Raw genomic sequence first — 20,802 nt, forward strand, 5'->3', positions numbered from 1 at the left:
ATCCGTTAATTACTCATTTGGAAAAAGCCTTGGCAATCAATAAGACCAAAGCAAGTATCCATAAACAGTTTGCTGGCGACAATAGCAAGAGTGAACCACCTGATCCCTTCCCGAACTCAGAAGTGAAACCTCTTAGCGCTGATGGTAGTGTGGCACTTGCCATGTGAGAGTAAGTCATCGCCAGCTTTTAAATCTAAACACCCCCTCCGCTTACGCTGAGGGGGTGTTTTTTATTGCATAAAATTTTATATACTGATTGTTTTAAGGGCTTTCTGATATGACTTGGATCGTTGTACAAAGCTTTTCATTTCCTTACGAGGCTCAAATTGCCAAAACGCAATTAGAAGCAGCTGAAATTCCAGCACGTATTGAAAATGAACATACGATTAATATGGATTGGCTTTACTCCAATGCTTTAGGTGGTGTGCGACTATTAGTTCCTGAAAGCTATGCTGAAGAGGCTAAAGCATTACTTGCTCAAGATTTTAGCCAAGAAGTAGAACAACAGTTTGGAGCAGCAAGTGAAAGCTGTCCTCATTGTGGCAGTACCGATATACAACCGTATACAGAAGGTAAACGTCCCGCTTATGTGGTTTTTCTACTGCTAGGCTTTCCACTCTTTTCTTATAAAAATGGAATGAAGTGCCGACAGTGCCAATATTTTTGGAGCTAGTGCTGTATTGCAAAAGCGGCAAGATGTTTTAAATATGATTGACTTAAACTTAAAATAAAAAGAGCATTCAAAAAATGAAGATTGCCAAGCAAATTTTATGGGTAGATTGTACTGCGGCTGCATCCGCAGGCTTGATTGTGTTGTTCGCTGGCGAATGGTTCAGTCAGCTTTATCATTTACCTAAGCATGTCGTTATTTTCATTGGTTGCATTAATCTCTTATATGCATGCTATTCATTTGCACTAGCCAATTATAAAAAACGCTCACTGTTGCTCATCAATATCTTGGCGATCGCAAATAGCATCTGGGTCGTGGTTTGTTTGTTTATGCTTTGGCGATTTTGGCAAGAAATGACAATCTTTGCAGTGATCCATCTTGCTGGAGAGGCGGTCTTTGTTGGTGCTTTAGCTCGATTGGAATATCAATGGCGGCATCAACTGATATGTTCTTATCACCAAAGAAATAACTAAATTATGTGGACATCATTTAAACAGCTTTGTTTAATACAGTAGAACATTATAAAAAGGAAAATAAGATGGAATATAAAGGAAGCTGTCATTGTGGAAAAATTACCTTGGTTGCACAAGGTGATTTGATTGAAGCATTGTCATGTAACTGCTCGATTTGCCAACGAAAAGGTTCGTTGTTATGGTTTTTACCTAAGGATCAGGTTGATATTTCAATTCAAGAAAATGCTTTAGCGAGCTATCAATTTAATAAACATGTGATCGATCATCATTTCTGTAAGATCTGTGGGATTCATCCTTATGCAACAGGTATCGATCCGCAAGGGAATCAGATGTATGCCATTAATGTTCGATGTATTGAAGATTTAAATTTGGAAAGCCTCAAAATCAATCCTTTTGATGGACGCTCAGTGTAATCATAAAATCTAGAGTATAAAAATGACTAAGAATAAGAAGTTAGAGTCTGAACAAGCGACAGAGTTACTGGACATATTGAAAAAACGTTTTGAAAAGAATATGCATCGTCACAAAGGCTTGAATTGGGTTGATATCGAGGAGCGATTACAGCAGCAAGCAGAAAAGTTATGGTCGCTCAGTCAAATGGAAGAGACTGGAGGAGAGCCAGATGTGGTTTCGTTTGATGGGAAAGTATCCGAAATTGTGTTTTATGATTTTGCTGTAGAAACACCAAAAGGGCGTAGAAGCCTTTGTTATGATCGTGCTGCTTTAGATGCACGTAAAGAACATAAGCCCGAAAACAATGCTATTGAGCTTGCTGAGGCAATGGGTATTGAATTGCTCACAGAAGAGCAATATAGGCAGTTACAGTCAGTTGAACATTTTGATTTAAAAACCTCAAGTTGGTTCAAAACCCCAGAAGATGTACGTAAATTGGGTGGTGCAATTTTCTGTGATAGCCGTTATGGTCGAGTCTTTACTTATCATAATGGTGCTCAATCTTATTATGCGACCCGTGGATTCCGTGGTCGATTAAAAATATAGTTTTATGATTAGACCTCCACTTTTGCATATTTTTTAATTTTTAATTGAGCCAAGCGCTTGCTTGGTTTTTCTGGTTTTGTTACTTTAGTGCTCATTCAATAAACAATGATCAATAATTGCTAGGAAGCAGAATATGCACCTTAATCCTTTGTACTACAACGAGCAGCATTTTGAATTTGCCAAGAGTATTCGACGTTTTGTTGAAAAAGAAATTTCGCCTTTTATCAATGAATGGGATGAAAGTGAAACCTTTCCGCGAGAGCTCTATAAGAAAGCTGCAGATATTGGTCTATTGGGATTAGGATTTGAAGAGCAGTATGGTGGGATTGCGGGGACAGATGCATTTTATACCTTGTTATCTTCGATTGAGTTAGCAAAATGTGCTTCAGGTGGCTTAGCAGCCTCTTTACTGTCACATACCATTGGTGCGCCACCCATCCAGCACTTTGCCAATGAAGATGTTAAAGCTGAGGTACTCCCTCAAATTCTATCGGGTGAAAAAATTTCGGCACTGGCGATTACTGAGCCAGGCGGTGGATCAGATGTCGCTTCTCTTAAAACCAAGGCAGTGCGTGAAGGTGATTATTTTCTGGTGAGTGGTGAAAAGACCTTTATCACTTCAGGGATGCGAGCGGATTATTACTCAGTGGCTGTACGTACCGATCCGAATGCGAAAGGCGCAAATGGTATATCTATGCTGTTGATTGATGCACATAGTGCAGGGATCAGTAAAACTAAACTGGATAAGATGGGATGGTGGGCATCCGATACGGCACATTTGCATTTTGACAATGTCAAAGTGCCTGCTAGTCATTTATTGGGCCCTGAAAATATGGGCTTTCTGGTGATTATGAATAACTTCAATATGGAGCGTTTTTTCCTTGCAGCCAGTAGTTATGGCTTTGCCTTGACTTGTTATGAGGAAGCATTGGATTGGGCACAACAACGCCAAACTTTTGGTAAGCGTTTGGTTGATCATCAGGTGATGCGTCATAAGCTGGTGGATATGGCCACTCGTCTGACTGCAACCCGTGCTTTACTTGAGGATACCGCTTATCGTTTAGGTAAGCCAGAATTGCAAGGCAGTGAACTGATTGCCCAGATTTGTATGCTGAAGAATGTTGCGACTCAAACCATGCAATTCTGTGCCGATGCTGCGGTACAAACACTCGGAGGCATGGGCTTTATGCGCGGTACTAAATCTGAACGTATTTATCGTGAAGTGAAGGTGAATATGATTGGTGGAGGTGCAGAAGAAATTATGAAGGATTTAATTAGCAAGCAATTGGGTTATTAAACTTATTCCATTGCTCATTAAAAGTGCGGTTAGAACACCGCACTTTTTTCATTTTGAGATTTATTCGAGTTCAGCCAATTCTTCTAAAGAAATCTGACGGATTTCAAAGATGGGTTGTTTTAGAAATGAATTTAGTGCTTTGATATCAATAAATTTTATGTTGTCGAGTGCAATACCTTCGATGCTATCTTTTTCAGCATCATAGCGAATATCCGCAGTTTGCTCGATAAACTGTTTCAATAACAATGGGCTATCGCTCAGCTCTGCAAGGGGTTTATCCATCAAGGCTTCGAACTCATAGTCCATCGCATAAATATTGGATTCCCACGAAACATCACTAAAGTTCTCATCTTGGCTAGAAATAATACTGCCAGTTTCATAGCCAGAAAAATAGTCTTCTTCTGAGTTGATCCAGAGGACATAGCAAGGCTGTGACGCATCGACTTCTAAAAGTTGATACCAGACAATACCTGAAATTTGGGCAAATTCGAAAGCATCATCTTCATTCAGTTTCGGAATTTCACCATCTTCGATATCAAATTTTTTGCCTGTTTTTTCTAATACCAAAGCTTCAAGTTTTTCGTAGACCTCATCATCTACTTCACCATTGCCGATGTCATAGTTACAAAGCTCATCATAATATAAGCCCTCAACAACTAAGGTTTTATAGGCCTTTTCTGCTTCAACTTTATCTGTATAAATTTGTTTGATTGCCCCAGTTGAAACGCAGTTGGTCAGATGCCATTCGTCATTATAAGCAAAGTCATTTTGACGAATCACGTATTGGATATTGCTCATTTTTATTTCCCCTTAAGTTAAGCAATTTTAGTTTTTAATTCTTGCAGTTTGGCTGCACTCGGTGGCACAGCCATGCCATTGTCCATCCAGAGTTCAAAACGCATTGGATTGAAAAAGAAATCAGGACGAATATCAAAATCAATAAATTTGGCTTCACCTTTTCCCATCATCGGAAGAATGCTATTGATAAACCAACTATTATGGGTAATCAGCAAAGACTTTAATTGTCCCGTCACCGATAATGGCGAGAGCAGGGTTGCTGACAGCTTTGGATCATTAATCACATCAGCATGGAATTTCTCTAGGCGTTTTGCTAACCCATCTGTAGGGATATCCTGCATCGCTGCAACAAAATCACCTAAAGTTGGAATAAAACGGTGATGGAAATCAACCAATAGGTGGTCTTTTTCACACAGGTCTTTCACCTCGATGCTTTTGCCTGCACTATTTTCGAAATGATGCCCAAAGATTGGAATAATCACTTCTTGAACACCCCAAAAGGTATGCAAGATACGATGGCGATTGTCTGTACACAACATTTTGGTGCTGTCGATTAGAGCATGAATATCAATATAATCTTCAAGCTCGCCCCCACGACGTTTCACCGATATATTGGCATGTTGTACTGGATTCATTGTTACTAATTCTTATAATCGTTTGATGTTTAACAACAATAGCAGCTTTCTAATACAACGAATATAGATAAATAGACGTGAGCGATAAGCTGTGTCGTGCTTAAATTGGAATCAATTTTTTAGAATGCCTGATATTTTTTATCGGTCCAATCCGAATTTAAAATTGCCCAACGTTCATGATCTTTCCATTCTTTTCCGCCCACTCGTAGATACTGGCGAGAAAAGCCTTCTTTTATAAAACCTGCCTGTGCCACAAGGCGAATAGAGGGCAGATTGTCTGGTTGGATATTGGCTTCTAGTCGATGCAGGTTCAGTGTTTGAAATACTTCGTGTAAAACCAGTTGCAACCCTTGTCGCATATAGCCATGTCCTGCATAAGGATGAAAGGCTTCATAACCTAAATAGGCAGAATGGAAGTAAGCACGAATAATATTTGAGATATTAAAGGTGCCAACAATGGCGTGATTTTCTGTTAAACAGACAAAATAACGATGTTCTTGCGCTAGATATTGCTGAAAGTCCGTTGGTGGATAGGTCCACGGTTGATGCAGGTGAATACTATTTTGGTAGGCATGTTTAATTTCAGCTAGATCACTGTGTTGAGGCTTACGTAAATAGATAGCACTCATTTCACCGCCATTTCCCAAACCATGTCCGTCAATTCATCAATTTTGACTTTGCCTTCGGGTTTGTACCAAGTCACTGTCCAAGAAATCGAACCACCGAGCAAACGACGCCAAATAAAAGCATCATGTTTGACTTTACCTTGGGCGCGTAGTTTTTCAATCACATCCAGCCAAACTTGCTCGTATTCATTACGCATTTTTAAAAGGTAATCTTGTTTTTCTTTTGATAGCGCAAACCATTCGTGTACTAAAACCGCCATCGCAGCGCCTGTATCACCTGCAATCGAGAGTAACTCCGCTTTAATGAGATGGCGTAATTGCTGTTCCGGGTCGTCTGAACGTTCAGACGCTTCTTTTAAGCGGGCAAAGTTATAAACGATGGTTTGTTCCATCACTGTCGCCAGAATCTCATCCTTGCTTTTAAAATGATGAAACAGGCTGCCCGATTGAATGCCAATAAACTCACCGAGCTGACGAACCGTGGTTTTATCATAACCTTGCTTATAAAATAGATAGGCAGCACCTTGCAGTAAACGTCCACGTGGACTGTCATCAAAACAAACAATCTTGGGTATTTGCTCAATTGAGGTTGCGATCATGCCTATTCGTCTATCCCGTTTAATCTAAAGTCTATTGTAACAAAATTCATTTGATGCATTGTCTTATCTTTTTATAACAAGCATTTGCTTGAGTTTGTCTATTTTTGCCAATACAGCATAGCATTATGCACTTTACAAACCAAGCACTTGCTTGGTAATGTTAAGGCGTTTTTAGCAATAACAATGAGAAAGCGCATGACAACTGTCAAACAGGATGACCAGAGGGTAGTCAAGATTGGGTGTGCATCAGGGTTTTGGGGCGATACCAATACTGCCGCCTTTCAGCTGGTGCATCTGAGTGATATTGATTATTTGGTCTTTGACTATCTGTCAGAAATCACCATGTCGATTATGGCCAAGGCGATGATGATGGATCCAAGTCATGGTTATGCACTGGATTTTGTTAGCCGAGTGATGTCACCACTGATCAATAAAATTGCTGAGAAAAAAATAAAAGTGATCAGCAATGCAGGTGGGGTGAATCCACTGGCTTGCCGTGATGCCTTACAGAAAATCATTGATGAAAAAGGCTTAGATTTAAAAGTCGCAGTGGTACTGGGTGATGATGTATTACCCAAACATGCTGAATTACTCACCCAAAATGTTCAGGAAATGTTTAATGGCGATGCCTTGCCTGCGCATGTTGCTAGTAGCAATGCCTATCTAGGCGCTGTTGCGATTCGCGATGCTTTAGATTTAGGTGCAGATATTGTGATTACAGGCCGTGTGGTCGATTCAGCAGTTGTGCTTGCCCCATTATTACATGAATACAAATGGTCACTGGATGATTATGACAAGCTGGCACAAGGTTCATTGGCAGGGCATGTGATCGAATGCGGTGCTCAATGTACTGGTGGTAATTTTACCGATTGGCGTCTCGTTCAAGGCTTTGACAATATGGGCTTTCCAATCGTAGAGGTCAGTGCTGATGCTTCATTTATCGTGACCAAGCCGAAAGGGACAGATGGCCTCGTTTCAACTGCGACGGTAGCAGAGCAGATTGTCTATGAAATTGGCAATCCGCAAGCCTATCTTTTACCAGATGTAAGCGCTGATTTTAGCCAAGTGCATTTAGAACAGGTGGGAGAGCATCGAGTCAAAGTCACAGGAGCAACAGGTCGTGCGCCAACTCAGCAATATAAAGTGAGTGCCACCTATGCCGATGGTTATCGTGTCTTGGTCAGTTTCTTGATTGCAGGTCGTGAAGCACCAGAAAAAGCACAAGTGATTGCGGATGCCATTATCAACAAATGTGAACGGGTTTTGGCACTGCGTTCAGTTCCTCCGTTTAGTGAAAAATCTGTTGAAATTCTTGGCATTGAAAGCACCTATGGTACACATGCGAAAGTGAAAGACAGTCGTGAAGTGGTGGTTAAGATCGCGGTAAAGCATCAATTTAAAGAAGCTTGTATGTTCTTTGCGTCTGAAATTGCCCAAGCCTCAACAGGCATGGCACCTGCATTGGCGGGAATCGTCGGCGGTCGACCTAAGGCATCCGCTGTGGTGAAGCTGTTCTCGTTTTTAATTGATAAAAATCAATTAAAAGTCGAAGTCGATTTTTCAGGACAACGTTATCCCGTTCAGATCCCTGTTGGACAATCTTCACAGGATTATGCGCAGCATCTCGTTGGTGACGTAGCCGCGTATCAAGGCGATGAGATTGAAGTTCCTTTAATTGAGGTAGCACATGCACGCAGTGGCGATAAGGGCAATCATAGCAATATTGGGGTGATCGCGCGCAAGGCTGAATATTTACCTTGGATTCGCGCGGCACTGACAGAAGCCAATGTCGCCGCGTATATGCAGCATGTTCTTGACCCAGAGAAATCGAAGGTGATTCGTTACGAATTGCCTGCAATGCATGCGCTGAATTTCATGTTGGAAAATGCATTGGGTGGTGGAGGGATTGCCAGTTTGCGGATTGATCCGCAGGGCAAAGCCTTTGCACAGCAATTATTGGATATGCCAGTGAAAGTGCCTGCACAACTGTTAGAAAAATATTAAGGATGTAAACATGGGTTATCAATCAATTTTCAGGACAGATGCATTTGCTGACAAAGTCATTATCGTAACAGGTGGTGGTTCTGGCATTGGCCGTTGTACTGCACATGAGTTGGCTTCTTTGGGGGCGCAAGTTGTCATCACAGGACGTAAAGTTGAAAAACTGGAAAAGGTTAGCCAAGAAATTCTGGAGGATGGGGGCAAAGTCCATTTTATTGTCTGTGACAATCGTGATGAAGAGCAAGTCAAAAACATGATTGCTGAGGTGCTGGAAAAATTTGGCCAGCTCGATGGATTAGTCAATAACGCGGGTGGACAATTTCCTTCTGCATTAGAGAATATTTCTGCCAATGGTTTTGATGCTGTGGTCCGTAATAACTTACATTCAACCTTCTACTTGATGCGTGAGGCTTATAACCAGTGGATGGCAAAACATGGTGGCAGTATTGTCAATATGACTGCAGACATGTGGGGTGGTATGCCTGGTATGGGGCATTCGGGTGCAGCACGTTCAGGGGTTGATAATCTCACTAAAACAGCTTCGGTTGAATGGGGCAAGTCGGGTGTACGTGTCAATGCAGTTGCACCAGGTTGGATTATTTCTTCGGGCATGGACAACTATAGTGGTGATTTTGCCAAAGTGATCATTCCAAGTTTGGCGAGTAATGTTCCGTTAAAACGTATGGGTACTGAGTCAGAAATCTCTTCCGCGATTTGTTATTTACTCTCCGATGCTGCGGCTTTTGTTTCGGGTGTCACCCTTCGCATTGATGGGGCGGCATCACAAGGCACACGGATGTATCCATTAGCTGATGCGACCAATAATGACGCTTTTAATGGTTTCCATCGTGCTTTTATCCCTGACATATTCAAAACGGATGGAGACTAAACATGAGCATTCTCCAATCTGAAATTGCAGCGGGTGGTGAGCAATATGAGCAAAATCGAGAGGCATTATTAGCGCAGTTGGCTGAAGTTCGTGCTGTGCAGCAAAAAAGCATTGATAAGTCTTATGCAGCAAAACCCAAGTTCGACAAGAAAGGCAAAATCTTGCCGCATGAGCGTATTCGTTTACTGTTAGATGCCGATTCACCTTTTGTCGAGTTGTGTGGCTTGGTTGGCTACAACATGCATGACGATAAAGATGGTTCTGAAGCCGGCGGCGGGGTGATTGCTGGCATTGGTTTTGTCAGTGGTGTACGTACCTTGGTCTCTGCCAGTAACAGTGCAATCAAGGGTGGCACCATGTCACCGATGGGGGTACATAAAACCCTGCGCCTGCAAAAGATTGCATTAGAACAAAAGTTGCCAATGGTGACATTGACGGAAAGTGGCGGGGCAAACCTGAACTATGCGGCTGAAGTCTTTACTTATGGCGGTATGACCTTTGCCAATCAGGCACGATTGTCTGCGGCAGGGATTCCCCAAGTCGCTGTGGTGCATGGCAACGCAACTGCGGGTGGTGCTTATCAACCAGGTTTGTCTGACTATGTGATTGCAGTCCGCAAGCAAACAGAAATGTTATTGGCGGGCCCACCATTATTATTGGCAGCAACAGGCGAAGTGGCGACTGCGGAAGAACTGGGTGGTGCAGAAATGCATACCCAAGTTTCAGGCGTGGCGGAATATCTTGCGGAGAATGATGCCGATGGTATTCGTTTAGCGCGTGAAATTTTTGAACATCTAAACTGGAAAGAACAAATCGCACAATCCAATCAGCATTATAAAGAGCCGCGTTATGCGGCTGAAGAGCTGTTAGGGATTGTTCCGCAAGATCCAAAGCAACCTTTTGATATGAAAGAAATCATTGCACGGATTATCGATGATTCGGATTTTCTCGAATTTAAACAGGAATATGATGCTTTAACAGTCTGTGGCTGGGCCAAAATAGGAGGGCTGCATATCGGCATTATTACCAATAATGGCCCGATCACACCACAGGGGGCAGCTAAAGCAGCGCAATTTATTCATCTCTGTGAACAGACCCAACGTCCACTCTTATTCTTGCATAACACTACTGGTTTTATGGTCGGAACCGATGCGGAGCAGAACGGTATTATCAAGCATGGTTCTAAGCTGATTCAGGCTGTAGCCAATGCAACTGTGCCAAAAATCTCGATTGTGGTGGCAGGCTCTTACGGCGCAGGCAACTATGCGATGTGTGGGCGCAGTCTGTCACCGCAATTTATTTTTGCATGGCCCAATTCGCATGTGGCGGTGATGGGCGCAGCACAAGCAGGCAAAGTCTTGCGTATCGTGGCTGAGGGCAAGCAAAAAGCCTCAGGGATGGAACCGAATCCGCAGATGCTGGATTTCTTGGAACAAAGTACGGCAATGAAATTGGAACAACAGTCGACTGCTTTATTCAATACTGCAATGCTGCATGACGATGGCATCATCGACCCAAGAGATACCCGTAAAGTACTGATCTTTTTATTGCAAACCATTTATGAAGCACAACAACGTGAGTTAAACCCAACGCGATTTGGTGTGTCGAGATTTTAATAATCCCTCCCAACCTCCCTTTAAAAAGGGAGGAGTTCCCCTCTTTAATTAAAGAGGGGTTCGGGGAGATTAAATTTAAGGAAAAAAACAATGAAATTTACCGCAGAACATGATGCTTTACGCCGTACCACACGCCAGTTTGTTGAAAATGAGCTAAATCCTTTTATTCCTGAGTGGGAAGAGGCGGGCCGTTTTCCAATTCATGACGTGTTTAAGAAAATGGGGGATTTGGGCTTATTGGGAATTTGTAAGCCTGAGGAGAATGGTGGTTTAGGACTCGATTATTCATACAACCTTGTGGTGGCAGAAGAATTAGGTCGTGCCGCCTGTGGCGGTGTACCCCTAGCGATTGGCGTGCAAACCGATATGGCGACGCCTGCACTGGCTCGTTTTGGTAGCAAAGAACTACGAGATGAGTTTTTAAATCCTGCGATTCGTGGTGAATATGTCGCGTCGATTGCAGTCTCGGAGGTGCATGCAGGTTCTGATGTGGCAGCCATCAAAACCACAGCAAAAAAAGATGGTGATGACTATGTGATTAATGGCAGCAAGATGTGGATCACCAACTCATTGCAAGCCGATTTCTTCTGTCTATTGGCCAATACTTCTGATGACAAACCACACGTCAATAAATCCATGATTATTGTTCCTGCAAAAACGGCAGGGATCAGCTTTTCAGAACCCTTAAATAAACTGGGCATGCGTTCAACCACCACGGCACAAGTTTACTTTGACAATGTTCGTGTACCACAACGTAACCTTGTCGGTGCAGAAGGTATGGGTTTCATGATGCAAATGATGCAGTTCCAAGAGGAACGCATGTGGGCCTGTGCCAATGCGGTGGGAGGTATGGAAAAGGTCATTCAGCAAACCATTGATTATGCCAAAGAACGTACTACCTTTGGTCAGCCTTTGATTCATAACCAATATGTACATTTCCGTTTTGCAGAACTGATGACTGAAGTCGCAGCCCTGAAAGCTCTAACCTATCAAGCCTGTGAACAGCATATTGCTGGTGAGGATGCGACCTTGATGGCATCGATGGCGAAATTGAAAGCAGGACGCTTAAGCCGTGAAGTGGCAGATAGCTGCCTACAATATTGGGGCGGTAATGGCTTTATGTGGGACAACCCCGCATCACAATTGTTCCGTGATGGTCGCTTAGGTTCGATTGGCGGCGGTGCAGATGAAATTATGTTGGGAATCATTTGTAAGCTCACTGATATTTTGCCGAAGAAACAGAAAAAATAGGAGCGGAAGCATGACAGTTGCAACTTCTCTTGCAAGCTTGGCGTTAGATGACAGCATTCAGCTAGAACAACAGGGCAGCATTTTAACGTTATGGCTAAATCGTCCTGAGAGCCGTAATGCCATGAGTTTGAATATGGTCACTGCCATTCAACAGGTGTTTAGCCAGATTGCCGATGATTCATCCATTCGTGCTGTGGTTTTACGTGGTCGAGGTGGGCATTTCTGTGCTGGCGGTGATATCAAAGATATGGCGAGCTTACGTGTTGAAGCTGCGAATACAGGCAGTTTGCAACCTTATGTTGATTTTAACCGTCGTTTTGGGGCCATGATCGAACAGGTTGATCAAGCACCGCAAACCGTTGTTGCTGTGCTGGAAGGGGCAGTGCTTGGTGGAGGCTTTGGCTTGGCCTGTATTTCAGATATTGCCATCAGCCGTGAGAGTGCTCAGTTTGGTCTGCCAGAAACAGGCTTGGGCATTTTACCTGCACAGATTGCGCCTTTTGTGGTGAAGCGAATTGGTTTGACCCAAGCCCGTCGTTTGGCCTTATTGGGTTTACGTTTTGATGGCAAGACGGCTTTGGACTTAGGTGTGGTTCATCAAGTTGCACAAGATGATGTTGAATTAGAGCAACAACTTATGGATACCATTCAGCAGATTAAACGTGCTGCGCCTTTGGCCTCACGTGCCACCAAAGCCTTATTACATCGAACTTTGAATGAACCTTTAGCACAGCTTTTGGATGATGCCGCACAACAGTTTGCTCAAGCAGTGGGTGGTGCAGAAGGTCAAGAAGGAACCATGGCCTTTATTCAAAAACGTAATCCGAGTTGGTTTGACTGAAATCTCCCCTGATCCCTCTTTGTTAAAGGAGGGACTTCACCTTTTAAAAGGTGGATTGAGAGGGATTTAATAATAGAGATGAAACAATGAGTTTTTCAAAAGTCTTAGTGGCAAACCGTGGTGAGATTGCTGTTCGCGTGATGCAAACAGCTAAAGCAATGGGCTATCAAACGGTTGCGGTGTATTCAGATGCAGATGCCAATGCCCGTCATGTACAGCTGGCAGATGAAGCGGTTTATATCGGTGCATCTAAAGTGGCCGAATCTTATTTATCCATTGCTAATATTATAGCAGCCTGTCAGAAAACAGGAGCTAATGCGGTCCATCCTGGTTATGGTTTTTTATCTGAAAATACCGATTTTGCTCAGGCTTGTCTCGATCATGGCATCACCTTTATTGGGCCAACGGCTGCGGCGATTGAGCTGATGGGGAGTAAACGTCTTTCTAAAATTGCCATGATTCAAGCAGGGGTGCCGTGTGTGCCTGGTTATGAAGGTGATCAGCAAGACCTTGATTACCTAGCACAACAAGCTGAGAAGATTGGCTATCCTTTAATGGTCAAAGCTTCTGCGGGCGGTGGTGGGCGTGGCATGCGTCTGGTCCAACACGCTGCTGATATATTAGAGGCATTGAAAACAGCACGTTCCGAAGCAGAGAATGCCTTTGGTTCGGGTGAGTTGATTTTAGAAAAAGCGGTGATTGCCCCACGTCATGTCGAGATTCAGGTCTTCGGCGATACGCATGGCAATTATGTGTATTTATTTGAACGGGACTGTTCGATTCAACGCCGTCATCAAAAGGTGGTTGAAGAGGCGCCTTGTCCAGTGATGACACCTGAACTACGTCAGAAAATGGGTCAGGCTGCTGTTGCTGCAGCTCAAGCGTGTGATTATGTCGGGGCTGGCACGGTCGAGTTTCTGCTGGATCAATCGGGTGAATTCTATTTCTTGGAAATGAATACCCGTTTACAAGTCGAACATCCAGTGACAGAAATGGTCACAGGCTTGGATTTGGTGGAATGGCAATTGCGTGTTGCCAATGGTGAAACCCTGCCTTTACAACAACATCAGTTGGTCTTAAATGGACATGCGATTGAAGTCCGTTTATATGCGGAAGATCCACGTCAGGACTTTCTGCCACAAACAGGTAAAGTGCTGCGTTGGCAAGCAGCAGGTGCGGATGGCAGTTTACCCAATGTTCGTGTTGATCATGGTATGCTGGAACACGGTGAAATTAGTCCCTTCTATGATCCGATGGTGGCCAAAGTGATTGCCTACGGCAAGACCCGTCAGGATGCGATTCGTCTGCTTGCCAAAGCGGTTGATGATTGTGTATTGCTTGGGGTGAATAGCAATAAGCAGTTTCTTGTCAATTTATTGCGCCATCCGATTATTGTGGCTGGGGATACCAACACTGCATTTATTCAGCAACATTTCCAAGAAGATGTCAGCCTGCACCAACAAACGTTGACACTCGAAAGCTTAGCCGTCGCAGCCGCATTGTTTAGCCAGCAAAATCAGCAGCAAGTCGCTTGGCAAACCGGTGTTAGTATGCCGTTTCCACTGAAATTGAAATATGCCGATCAGCAGATATTGCTGCATGTGCAAAATGATCAGCAGCAGGTCAAAGTTGCGTTATGTGATCAACACGCGACAATCAAGATTATAAGCATCAGTGATGAACAGGTTGTTTATAGCTGTGAAGGTGTTCGACGCAAGCTCGCCTATGTCTTCGATCAAAATCAGCTGTATTTAGATAGAGGCAATGGTAATAGCGTGCTTGAAAATATTACTTATGCAGCCCCAGAGGCAGCAGAAGTGGTGGGTGATGGCAAAATCCGTGCGCCAATGGACGGTGCGATTGTGAATCTACTGGTCAATGTCGGAGATTCGGTAACAAAAGGGCAGACCTTATTGGTGCTTGAGGCGATGAAGATTCAGCAACAAATCAAATCCGATGTCGATGGCGTTGTCGAGGAGTTGATTGGTCAAGTCGGGCAACAGGTGAAAAAACGTCAATTGTTGTTAAACCTCAGCACGACTTGAGGGTGGCAATAGAATAGAACAAAAAAGCGAGGTGTTATGCCTCGCTTTTTAATAGGTGCAGCACCGCATCTAAAGAATGCTTTGAATTCCCTTGCAATTCTTGTGTTGCAAATTCAGCTAATGCTCGTTCATGCGCCAATAAATACTGGAGAAAGTCTTGTGTGTTGGCATCGGCGTGTTGCTGCATCCGCTCAAAAGTGACCATAAATGGTTGTGTACCTTGCTTAAGTAAATGCATGGCTAGTTTCCATGGCAGTTTAGCCATCGCAACGCCTGATGCTTTGGCCTGTAACTTAATATGCAAACGAATTGTGGCTGTTTGACCTTGTTGAATTAAGTACTGCTGTAACTTGCGTAGGGTTTGGGTTTCCAGTTTGGCCAAAGTTTGCCATTTTTGTTGTTGCTCAATTGAGCGTGCATATTTGGCGGCATTTAAAAAGATCAGTTCACCCAGTATTTCTGATTCAAGTGCTGTGTTGAGGTCGTGTTGATATTGTGGGTAATACATCGCTGATTTCCTTTAATTTATGTGTCTTATTGGTTTTTTCTAGCGAATGGCCACAGTATTTGTTTGAGATAAGTCTTTGGTAGCGCAGTCTTTAACCCGACTTGTCCAGCTTTTACGGGTTTGCTTTCAAAGTAATATGTCCCAAACAGATGATCCCAGATCATCCAGAATTCACCAAAGTTTTTACGACCAAAACCATGTTTATGATGCCAGCGATGGACTTCGGCAACCCCGAGCAAATGCCTAAAAGCACCTAAAGAATAATCCAGATTGGCATGCTGGAAAGCCAAATGAATGGCAGTTAATCCCATCCATGTACCAATTAGATTGGCTGGCGCTCCCACGAGTGTGACACAGATAATGCTCGGTGCTGCGAGCAGAATAGCGCTTAAGGGATGCCGACGTTCACCATTCAGCCAATATAATCGTTCAGAACTATGATGAAGAGCGTGCAGTTTCCATAGAAATCGTTTTTTATGACTGAAGTAATGCATCAGCCATAAGCCAAAATCGATGATGAGACCGACAATAAGTAATTGTAGCCAGATCGGTAGAGAGGCTGGCCAAAAGCTCGGAATATGGATCAGCTGCCGAAATAAAGTAATGCATTCTGCGGTAATAAAAATCATGATGATACTCAAGCTGGCATGCAGAATATCAACACCTGTATCTTCGTGATCGTTTAACCAGGTTTGCTCATAGGGCTGAATCTGCTCAAGCAGAGCAACCAGCCCAATCGCAACGGCTGCGATTAAGGGTACATAAGGCCAATAAGAAAGCGTGCCAGTTGCAATGGGGAATAAAAAAAACAGACTCAGCCCCATAATCAAGGGATAACTGCTATAGCGAATGAGGTACTGGATTAACTTCGGCATGGTGTATTGTTCCAAAACAATGAACAGTCACTATGCCTGTGCGATTGCAGGACTGAATTGAACAAAACAGCTATTTATTCAATAAAGAAAATTTTCCCCTGCATATCACTCAGTTCCGATGGGCGCACTCCCAATAACTCGATACAAGTTCGTGTGAAATGCGCTTGATCAGCAAAATTAGCTTGGTGAGCTGTATCCGTTAAGGCGAGTCCTTCTTGCATTTGGGCTAATCCACAGATGAGACGTAACCATTTGCGATAACTGCGTAAAGGTAGTCCTGCCTGTTCACGAAACCAGTGCGAAAAGCGACTTTCAGATAAACCTGCAATTTGTGCTAAATATTGACGATCAGGAATGTTGGATTGCAAGACACCTTGATAAAGCAACTCTAGTATGTGTTCAAGCTTCCGTGGATTGCTCTGGGAGGCATGGTTGTTCAGTGGTGTCGTTTTTAAGAAATGGGCTAAGCCATGATTGAGGGGAGTCTTTAGACAAAAGCTTTGTCGTAATTGTTGTTGTAGATCTGTGGATACCTCATATACCTGTGTTGCTCGATGCAGATCTAGATTGAATCGGGTGGTGAGTGCATGATGGGTATCAAGATAGATTGACAGATAGTCGCCTGTTATAAGTTGATGCTTTAGCTTGGCAGGAATGAGTAAAGTCGGTGCTTGATAACGTTGGCCATCAGCAATCACTTGTACAGCTTGATCTGGGTTCAAGGACATGGTGATTTGATGCGCATAGTGGTGGTGAGGGTGATTGTTTCCTGATTGTCCAAGAAAAGCGCCAACTCCCAAAGCAATTGCTGCTTGACCAGTCCAACCAGAATTCACATGTTTAACGCTGCTCATGCCACATCATGATCTTGAAGTGATTGAATGGCTTATTTAGCGGGAATACATGTTGTTTGTCAAATGAGCGAATGGCGGGACTTTTAAAAGTCACATTTTTGTTTAACGCCGACGCATTGTTTATCTAAATGGTCGGCTGATTTTTATCAGAAATGAGAAATAAATTTAAGCTGCTATCCGTTGAGTTCAATGTGTTAAGAGAACATTTTTAGACGCAGACTTTCTAAACGGCTTTGATATTGCTTTTGCCATTCCTCATTTGAGAGTTGTGCTTTTAACGGCTCCATCTCTTGTTGTAGCTGTTGTACAGCCTGCTGATATTGGTCGACTTGTTGCTGTTGTTGAGCTTCACGTTGTTCTCTTTGCTGTACCTCTTGGCGTTGCTGCTCAGTCAGATAACGTTGTTGCAACATCTGCTTTAAGCGTTGCGTTTCAGCAGGGCTATGTTGCCCTTGATTGATTAAACCGAGCGCTTGTTCATAAAGTCCGATTTTATTTTCTTGTTGAGTTGCATCAGGGTACTGTTTTTGTAGCTGCTCAAATGCTTTTAAACGTTGTTCAGCACTCAGTTTTTGATTCTGTGCCAAATCATTGTAGGTAAACCGATAATCTGCATAGCCTCGTTCTTGCCCAAAACCCAGCATCGCTTCGGCTTGTCCCAAGGTTTGTTCTCTGAGCTTCCATAAGGCATCAAAGCGTTCTTTTGGTGATAACGACGTTGATAACACGGTACTTTGCATGCGTTGTTCATATTGCGGCAGACGTTTTATTAGATTTTCCACCAAATGTGCAAAGTTTTGATCGGGATAATTAGCTAAAGCTTTTGCTAAAGCTGCATTACAGTCGGATACAGGGCAGTTGGCTTTAAAATCATTGAGAAACTCGGTGATATTGCCAGGTTGCTGTTGTAGTATTTTTAATTGTTTTAAAAGTGACTCTTGAAAAACTTCGTCCTTGGTTTTGTTTGGCATGCCTTCATTACTCACCTGTGTTGATGAATCTTGAGATGATGCGGTGGATTTGGTTTGCTGAATTGCAGCGGAAGAGGCAGTGCTCTTCCAAACTACAATCCCAACCAAGACCACGACAACAATAAGCATTGTCAGCAATAGTCTTTTATTCATACCGAATTCCGTTTATGGGCCGTAATTAAATTGCCCCATCACAGGGAAGTGATCTGAAAGATCCCATGTCATATACAGTGGGTCCGCTGTGGTACGTAAGATACGCACATCATTACGCGACTGAGTCGGTTGACGGTGGTTATTTGATGCTACCACATAGTCTAGATATTCGACTGTTGCACCCCCTGAACCCGCTGCTCCAGCCAACTTATTCACGCGTGGGTCAAAAGTCGATGCAGTATAACCTGTGCTTGGTGCTGCGGTGGCATTCAGATTGGTCAACATGTCTTGATAATCTTGCGGCCATAACAGTTTATTCACATTGAAATCACCGCCCATGAGTACTGCATCAAAACTTGGAATATTTTGTTGATTGACCAATTGGCGAATTTGTTTGAACTGAACCTGACGCAATGCGCGTGCTGCATCGGTATCAAAAGAAGCGGTATGCGTAGAGGTCACATGATAGGCCTTACCATTCTTAATGATTTCTGCATACAACACACCTTTATCTGCAAAACAATCAGTTCCGGTACAGTCTGGATAAATCAATTGTGCCGTTTTGACGATTGGATAACGGCTCACAATCACCAAGCCACTATCAAACAAGTTATAGCCAGAACCGACTGGAATATGAGTTTGATATGGGTACTGTTGCGCCAGTTGATTCAGCATGCCAGTACGCGATGAAGCAAAGGCTTCTTGCATCATAATCACATCGTAACCGTTTAAATGATTTGGTAATTCAGCCAAGCGTTCGCTGATTTTACTCGCCACCATCGGGAGGGCATAAATATTATAAGTCAGTACTTTGAGCTCATCGGCACTGGCCGAAACAGGCTCTTGAAGTGTGTTTTGATGAATAGTGTAGTGGAAATCATCATAGCCCCCCGTGTACTCAGCTTTTACCGCTGCTTGTGCAGATAAACCAGCATAAGTTGTGCTAATACGATGTACATCACGATCTGAATACCAAGGTGATGTTGTGGTCGCCGTTTGAATCCCATGTTTAATATTGCTGCCCGACCAAGTCCCCGTCATGGTTTGTTTTAAAGTGACTTGTGAATTGCCACTGCTGAGAACGGTATCAAAGTTATAGGTTTTACCAGATTTGATCCCAGTATAACGGTTGATACGTAACACCCGTTTGGTCTCGTAGGGTGCAAGTTGAGTCGCTTCCTGCGCCCATTGATTGCCTTGTTCTAAGCTTGCCCCAGTTTGATTGACTTGTATTGATACGGTTTGTGGCGTGGTATTGGTCACAAACACGTAGGAATCAGCCAAGGTCTGTTGGGTAGAAAAACCACTGATTAAGAGCGCGACCCCTGCGCCTAGTTTTAAGCTCTTCAGCTTCATCTTTATCTCTCCATAGTGCTTAATAATGTTTGAACAAATACATATTTCATTGTTGAAATTATTCATTTGTGAAAATTTTATGATTGTTATTTGTTCGAAAGTCATAATAATGAAAAAATATTGCTAAATCATTTAAATTTCTAACCATTCATCTGATGTTTTTAAAAACAATGTTTTATTTCATAATTCTGACTTTTATTGGGCTTTATTCGTGCATTTTGACAGTTTTTTAGTGAAATTTAGAAAATGATATGATTCAAAAATGAAAATTGAAAAGTAATCTATTTATTATAGGGGCTATAAATGAACAAAATCTGACAAACTCGTTATGCTTGTCAGATTTTTTGAGATAAAACGGTTTTAAGCTTGGTCAGCGTCGACGATTGCGCTACTGGTTTGTTTTAGACTATAGAGCAGTTGTCCCAGCAATACATCTTTATTGCTTAAAGTCACCATCACCATGGGATGATGCGGAGCAGGGATGGAGGTGAGAATCGCTTTACCATTTTCAGCGTCCAAGGTAATACTTTGACATCCAGTCAGCTGAATTTCATTGAGAAACGCCGTCACCATGGCCAAGATTGAACTACTGACAGCGGCAAGTTTGGTGCTGTTATAAGGGTTCTTCTTGTAAATGGAGGCCAGCTCAAATCCATCTGTTGAGCAGAGCATAATATAATCGACCCCTCGGATATTGGTTAAAATATCATTGGCCTGCGCTTTAGCAAACTGAATCAGCTCTTTCGGCGCTGTACGTTGCTGACTGGGAATACTGAACATAATTCTTCTCTTTATAAAGTAATTAATTTGTTGCTTTTAAATTGACTTCTAATGCTGCTATGAGAGATTCAATCATCAGCAAAATATGTTCTTGTTTGCGAGCATCAATGAAAAATAAAGGGTATTGGTAGTCATTTTGAATTAACCATTCACGATAGATCGTTGTTGGCTGTCCTTTATTTTCATCCACATGGGTAATGCCAATTGAAATGTTTTTAGTATAGTCTTTAAAGGTATCTAGATAGCCCTCTAGTTCTTCGATGGGTACTTTACTGTTGTGATCAACCAGTAAAATAACCCCCAAAGCGCCTTGGCAAATCACAGGCCAAATAAAGTCAAAGCGTGATTGTCCAGGGGTACCATATAAGCCCACTTTGACACCGTCATCTAAAGTAATCTCACCATAATCAATACCTACCGTAGTTTGCATTTTATTATGGGCCTGACTGTCTGTATTGAATGCTTCGGTTGCGAGGACAGGAATTTCTGAAAGCGATTTGATCGCTTCGGTTTTACCTGCGCCCATGCTTCCTGCAAAGACAATTTTATATTGTTGGAGAATCAT

At 42.9% G+C, this 20,802-nt stretch carries 22 protein-coding genes and 1 rRNA gene; 12 read left to right on the forward strand and 11 right to left on the reverse strand.

What is annotated here, in order from left to right:
* Positions 1–71 precede the first annotated feature (71 nt).
* From rrf to F957_RS17660, 6 genes are all read left to right on the forward strand, one after another.
* Positions 72–186, forward strand: a 5S ribosomal RNA gene (gene rrf / locus F957_RS17685).
* A 91-nt stretch (positions 187–277) separates the two neighbouring features.
* A complete protein-coding gene (locus tag F957_RS17680) occupies positions 278–673 on the forward strand; it encodes a putative signal transducing protein (RefSeq protein WP_016540755.1) in 396 nt (131 codons plus the stop codon).
* Positions 674–747: 74 nt separating this feature from the next.
* A complete protein-coding gene (locus tag F957_RS17675) occupies positions 748–1,143 on the forward strand; it encodes a hypothetical protein (RefSeq protein ID WP_016540754.1) in 396 nt (131 codons plus the stop codon).
* Positions 1,144–1,208: 65 nt separating this feature from the next.
* Positions 1,209–1,556: a GFA family protein gene (locus F957_RS17670; RefSeq protein ID WP_016540753.1), complete on the forward strand. Its 348-nt coding sequence runs from the start codon at positions 1,209–1,211 to the stop codon at positions 1,554–1,556.
* Between the two features lie 22 nt (positions 1,557–1,578).
* Entirely contained in the window at positions 1,579–2,142 is a 564-nt protein-coding gene (locus F957_RS17665) for a DUF4256 domain-containing protein (protein ID WP_016540752.1), read from the forward strand.
* Between the two features lie 133 nt (positions 2,143–2,275).
* On the forward strand, positions 2,276–3,439 hold the full coding sequence (locus F957_RS17660; RefSeq protein ID WP_016540751.1) for an acyl-CoA dehydrogenase family protein: 1,164 nt from the start codon (positions 2,276–2,278) through the stop codon (positions 3,437–3,439).
* A gap of 60 nt (positions 3,440–3,499) precedes the next feature.
* Here the strand turns inward: F957_RS17660 and F957_RS17655 are convergent, their stop codons facing one another.
* The 4 genes from F957_RS17655 to F957_RS17640 all read right to left on the reverse strand — a co-directional run bounded on the left by F957_RS17655 (position 3,500) and on the right by F957_RS17640 (position 6,097).
* Positions 3,500–4,237, reverse strand: coding sequence for a hypothetical protein (locus F957_RS17655; RefSeq protein ID WP_016540750.1), 738 nt, complete (start codon positions 4,235–4,237; stop codon positions 3,500–3,502).
* Between the two features lie 17 nt (positions 4,238–4,254).
* Complete coding sequence (locus F957_RS17650) at positions 4,255–4,872, reverse strand: DUF6915 family protein (RefSeq protein WP_016540749.1); 618 nt, start codon at positions 4,870–4,872, stop codon at positions 4,255–4,257.
* A 119-nt stretch (positions 4,873–4,991) separates the two neighbouring features.
* Positions 4,992–5,501, reverse strand: coding sequence for a GNAT family N-acetyltransferase (locus F957_RS17645; RefSeq protein ID WP_016540748.1), 510 nt, complete (start codon positions 5,499–5,501; stop codon positions 4,992–4,994).
* Positions 5,498–6,097: a TetR/AcrR family transcriptional regulator gene (locus F957_RS17640; RefSeq protein WP_016540747.1), complete on the reverse strand. Its 600-nt coding sequence runs from the start codon at positions 6,095–6,097 to the stop codon at positions 5,498–5,500. The genes F957_RS17645 and F957_RS17640 overlap by 4 nt, the downstream gene beginning before the upstream one ends.
* A 195-nt stretch (positions 6,098–6,292) precedes the next feature.
* Between F957_RS17640 and F957_RS17635 the strand changes: the two genes are divergently transcribed.
* The 6 genes from F957_RS17635 to F957_RS17610 all read left to right on the forward strand — a co-directional run bounded on the left by F957_RS17635 (position 6,293) and on the right by F957_RS17610 (position 14,740).
* Positions 6,293–8,101: an acyclic terpene utilization AtuA family protein gene (locus F957_RS17635; protein ID WP_016540746.1), complete on the forward strand. Its 1,809-nt coding sequence runs from the start codon at positions 6,293–6,295 to the stop codon at positions 8,099–8,101.
* 10 nt (positions 8,102–8,111) lie between these two features.
* Positions 8,112–8,987: an SDR family oxidoreductase gene (locus F957_RS17630; protein WP_016540745.1), complete on the forward strand. Its 876-nt coding sequence runs from the start codon at positions 8,112–8,114 to the stop codon at positions 8,985–8,987.
* Positions 8,988–8,989: 2 nt separating this feature from the next.
* On the forward strand, positions 8,990–10,603 hold the full coding sequence (locus F957_RS17625) for an acyl-CoA carboxylase subunit beta (RefSeq protein ID WP_016540744.1): 1,614 nt from the start codon (positions 8,990–8,992) through the stop codon (positions 10,601–10,603).
* Between the two features lie 90 nt (positions 10,604–10,693).
* A complete protein-coding gene (locus F957_RS17620; protein ID WP_016540743.1) occupies positions 10,694–11,854 on the forward strand; it encodes an acyl-CoA dehydrogenase family protein in 1,161 nt (386 codons plus the stop codon).
* Between the two features lie 10 nt (positions 11,855–11,864).
* Positions 11,865–12,695 carry an enoyl-CoA hydratase/isomerase family protein gene (locus F957_RS17615; RefSeq protein ID WP_016540742.1) on the forward strand — a complete coding sequence of 277 codons (831 nt, stop codon included), beginning with the start codon at positions 11,865–11,867 and terminating at the stop codon, positions 12,693–12,695.
* Positions 12,696–12,781: 86 nt separating this feature from the next.
* A complete protein-coding gene (locus F957_RS17610; RefSeq protein ID WP_016540741.1) occupies positions 12,782–14,740 on the forward strand; it encodes an acetyl/propionyl/methylcrotonyl-CoA carboxylase subunit alpha in 1,959 nt (652 codons plus the stop codon).
* Positions 14,741–14,774: 34 nt separating this feature from the next.
* Here the strand turns inward: F957_RS17610 and F957_RS17605 are convergent, their stop codons facing one another.
* The 7 genes from F957_RS17605 to F957_RS17575 all read right to left on the reverse strand — a co-directional run bounded on the left by F957_RS17605 (position 14,775) and on the right by F957_RS17575 (position 20,802).
* A complete protein-coding gene (locus tag F957_RS17605; protein ID WP_016540740.1) occupies positions 14,775–15,248 on the reverse strand; it encodes a hypothetical protein in 474 nt (157 codons plus the stop codon).
* Between the two features lie 26 nt (positions 15,249–15,274).
* Entirely contained in the window at positions 15,275–16,123 is an 849-nt protein-coding gene (locus F957_RS17600; RefSeq protein ID WP_016540739.1) for a sterol desaturase family protein, read from the reverse strand.
* 74 nt (positions 16,124–16,197) lie between these two features.
* Positions 16,198–16,977, reverse strand: a complete 780-nt coding sequence (locus tag F957_RS17595; protein WP_016540738.1) for an AraC family transcriptional regulator — start codon at positions 16,975–16,977, stop codon at positions 16,198–16,200.
* Positions 16,978–17,171: 194 nt separating this feature from the next.
* Complete coding sequence (locus F957_RS17590) at positions 17,172–18,101, reverse strand: lipase secretion chaperone (RefSeq protein ID WP_016660146.1); 930 nt, start codon at positions 18,099–18,101, stop codon at positions 17,172–17,174.
* 12 nt (positions 18,102–18,113) lie between these two features.
* On the reverse strand, positions 18,114–19,457 hold the full coding sequence (locus F957_RS17585) for a sphingomyelin phosphodiesterase (RefSeq protein WP_016540736.1): 1,344 nt from the start codon (positions 19,455–19,457) through the stop codon (positions 18,114–18,116).
* Between the two features lie 360 nt (positions 19,458–19,817).
* A complete protein-coding gene (locus tag F957_RS17580; RefSeq protein WP_004652554.1) occupies positions 19,818–20,237 on the reverse strand; it encodes a roadblock/LC7 domain-containing protein in 420 nt (139 codons plus the stop codon).
* Positions 20,238–20,259: 22 nt separating this feature from the next.
* Complete coding sequence (locus F957_RS17575) at positions 20,260–20,802, reverse strand: GTP-binding protein (RefSeq protein WP_016540735.1); 543 nt, start codon at positions 20,800–20,802, stop codon at positions 20,260–20,262.

The organism is Acinetobacter gyllenbergii CIP 110306 = MTCC 11365 (assembly GCF_000413855.1).
Taxonomy (GTDB): domain Bacteria; phylum Pseudomonadota; class Gammaproteobacteria; order Pseudomonadales; family Moraxellaceae; genus Acinetobacter; species Acinetobacter gyllenbergii.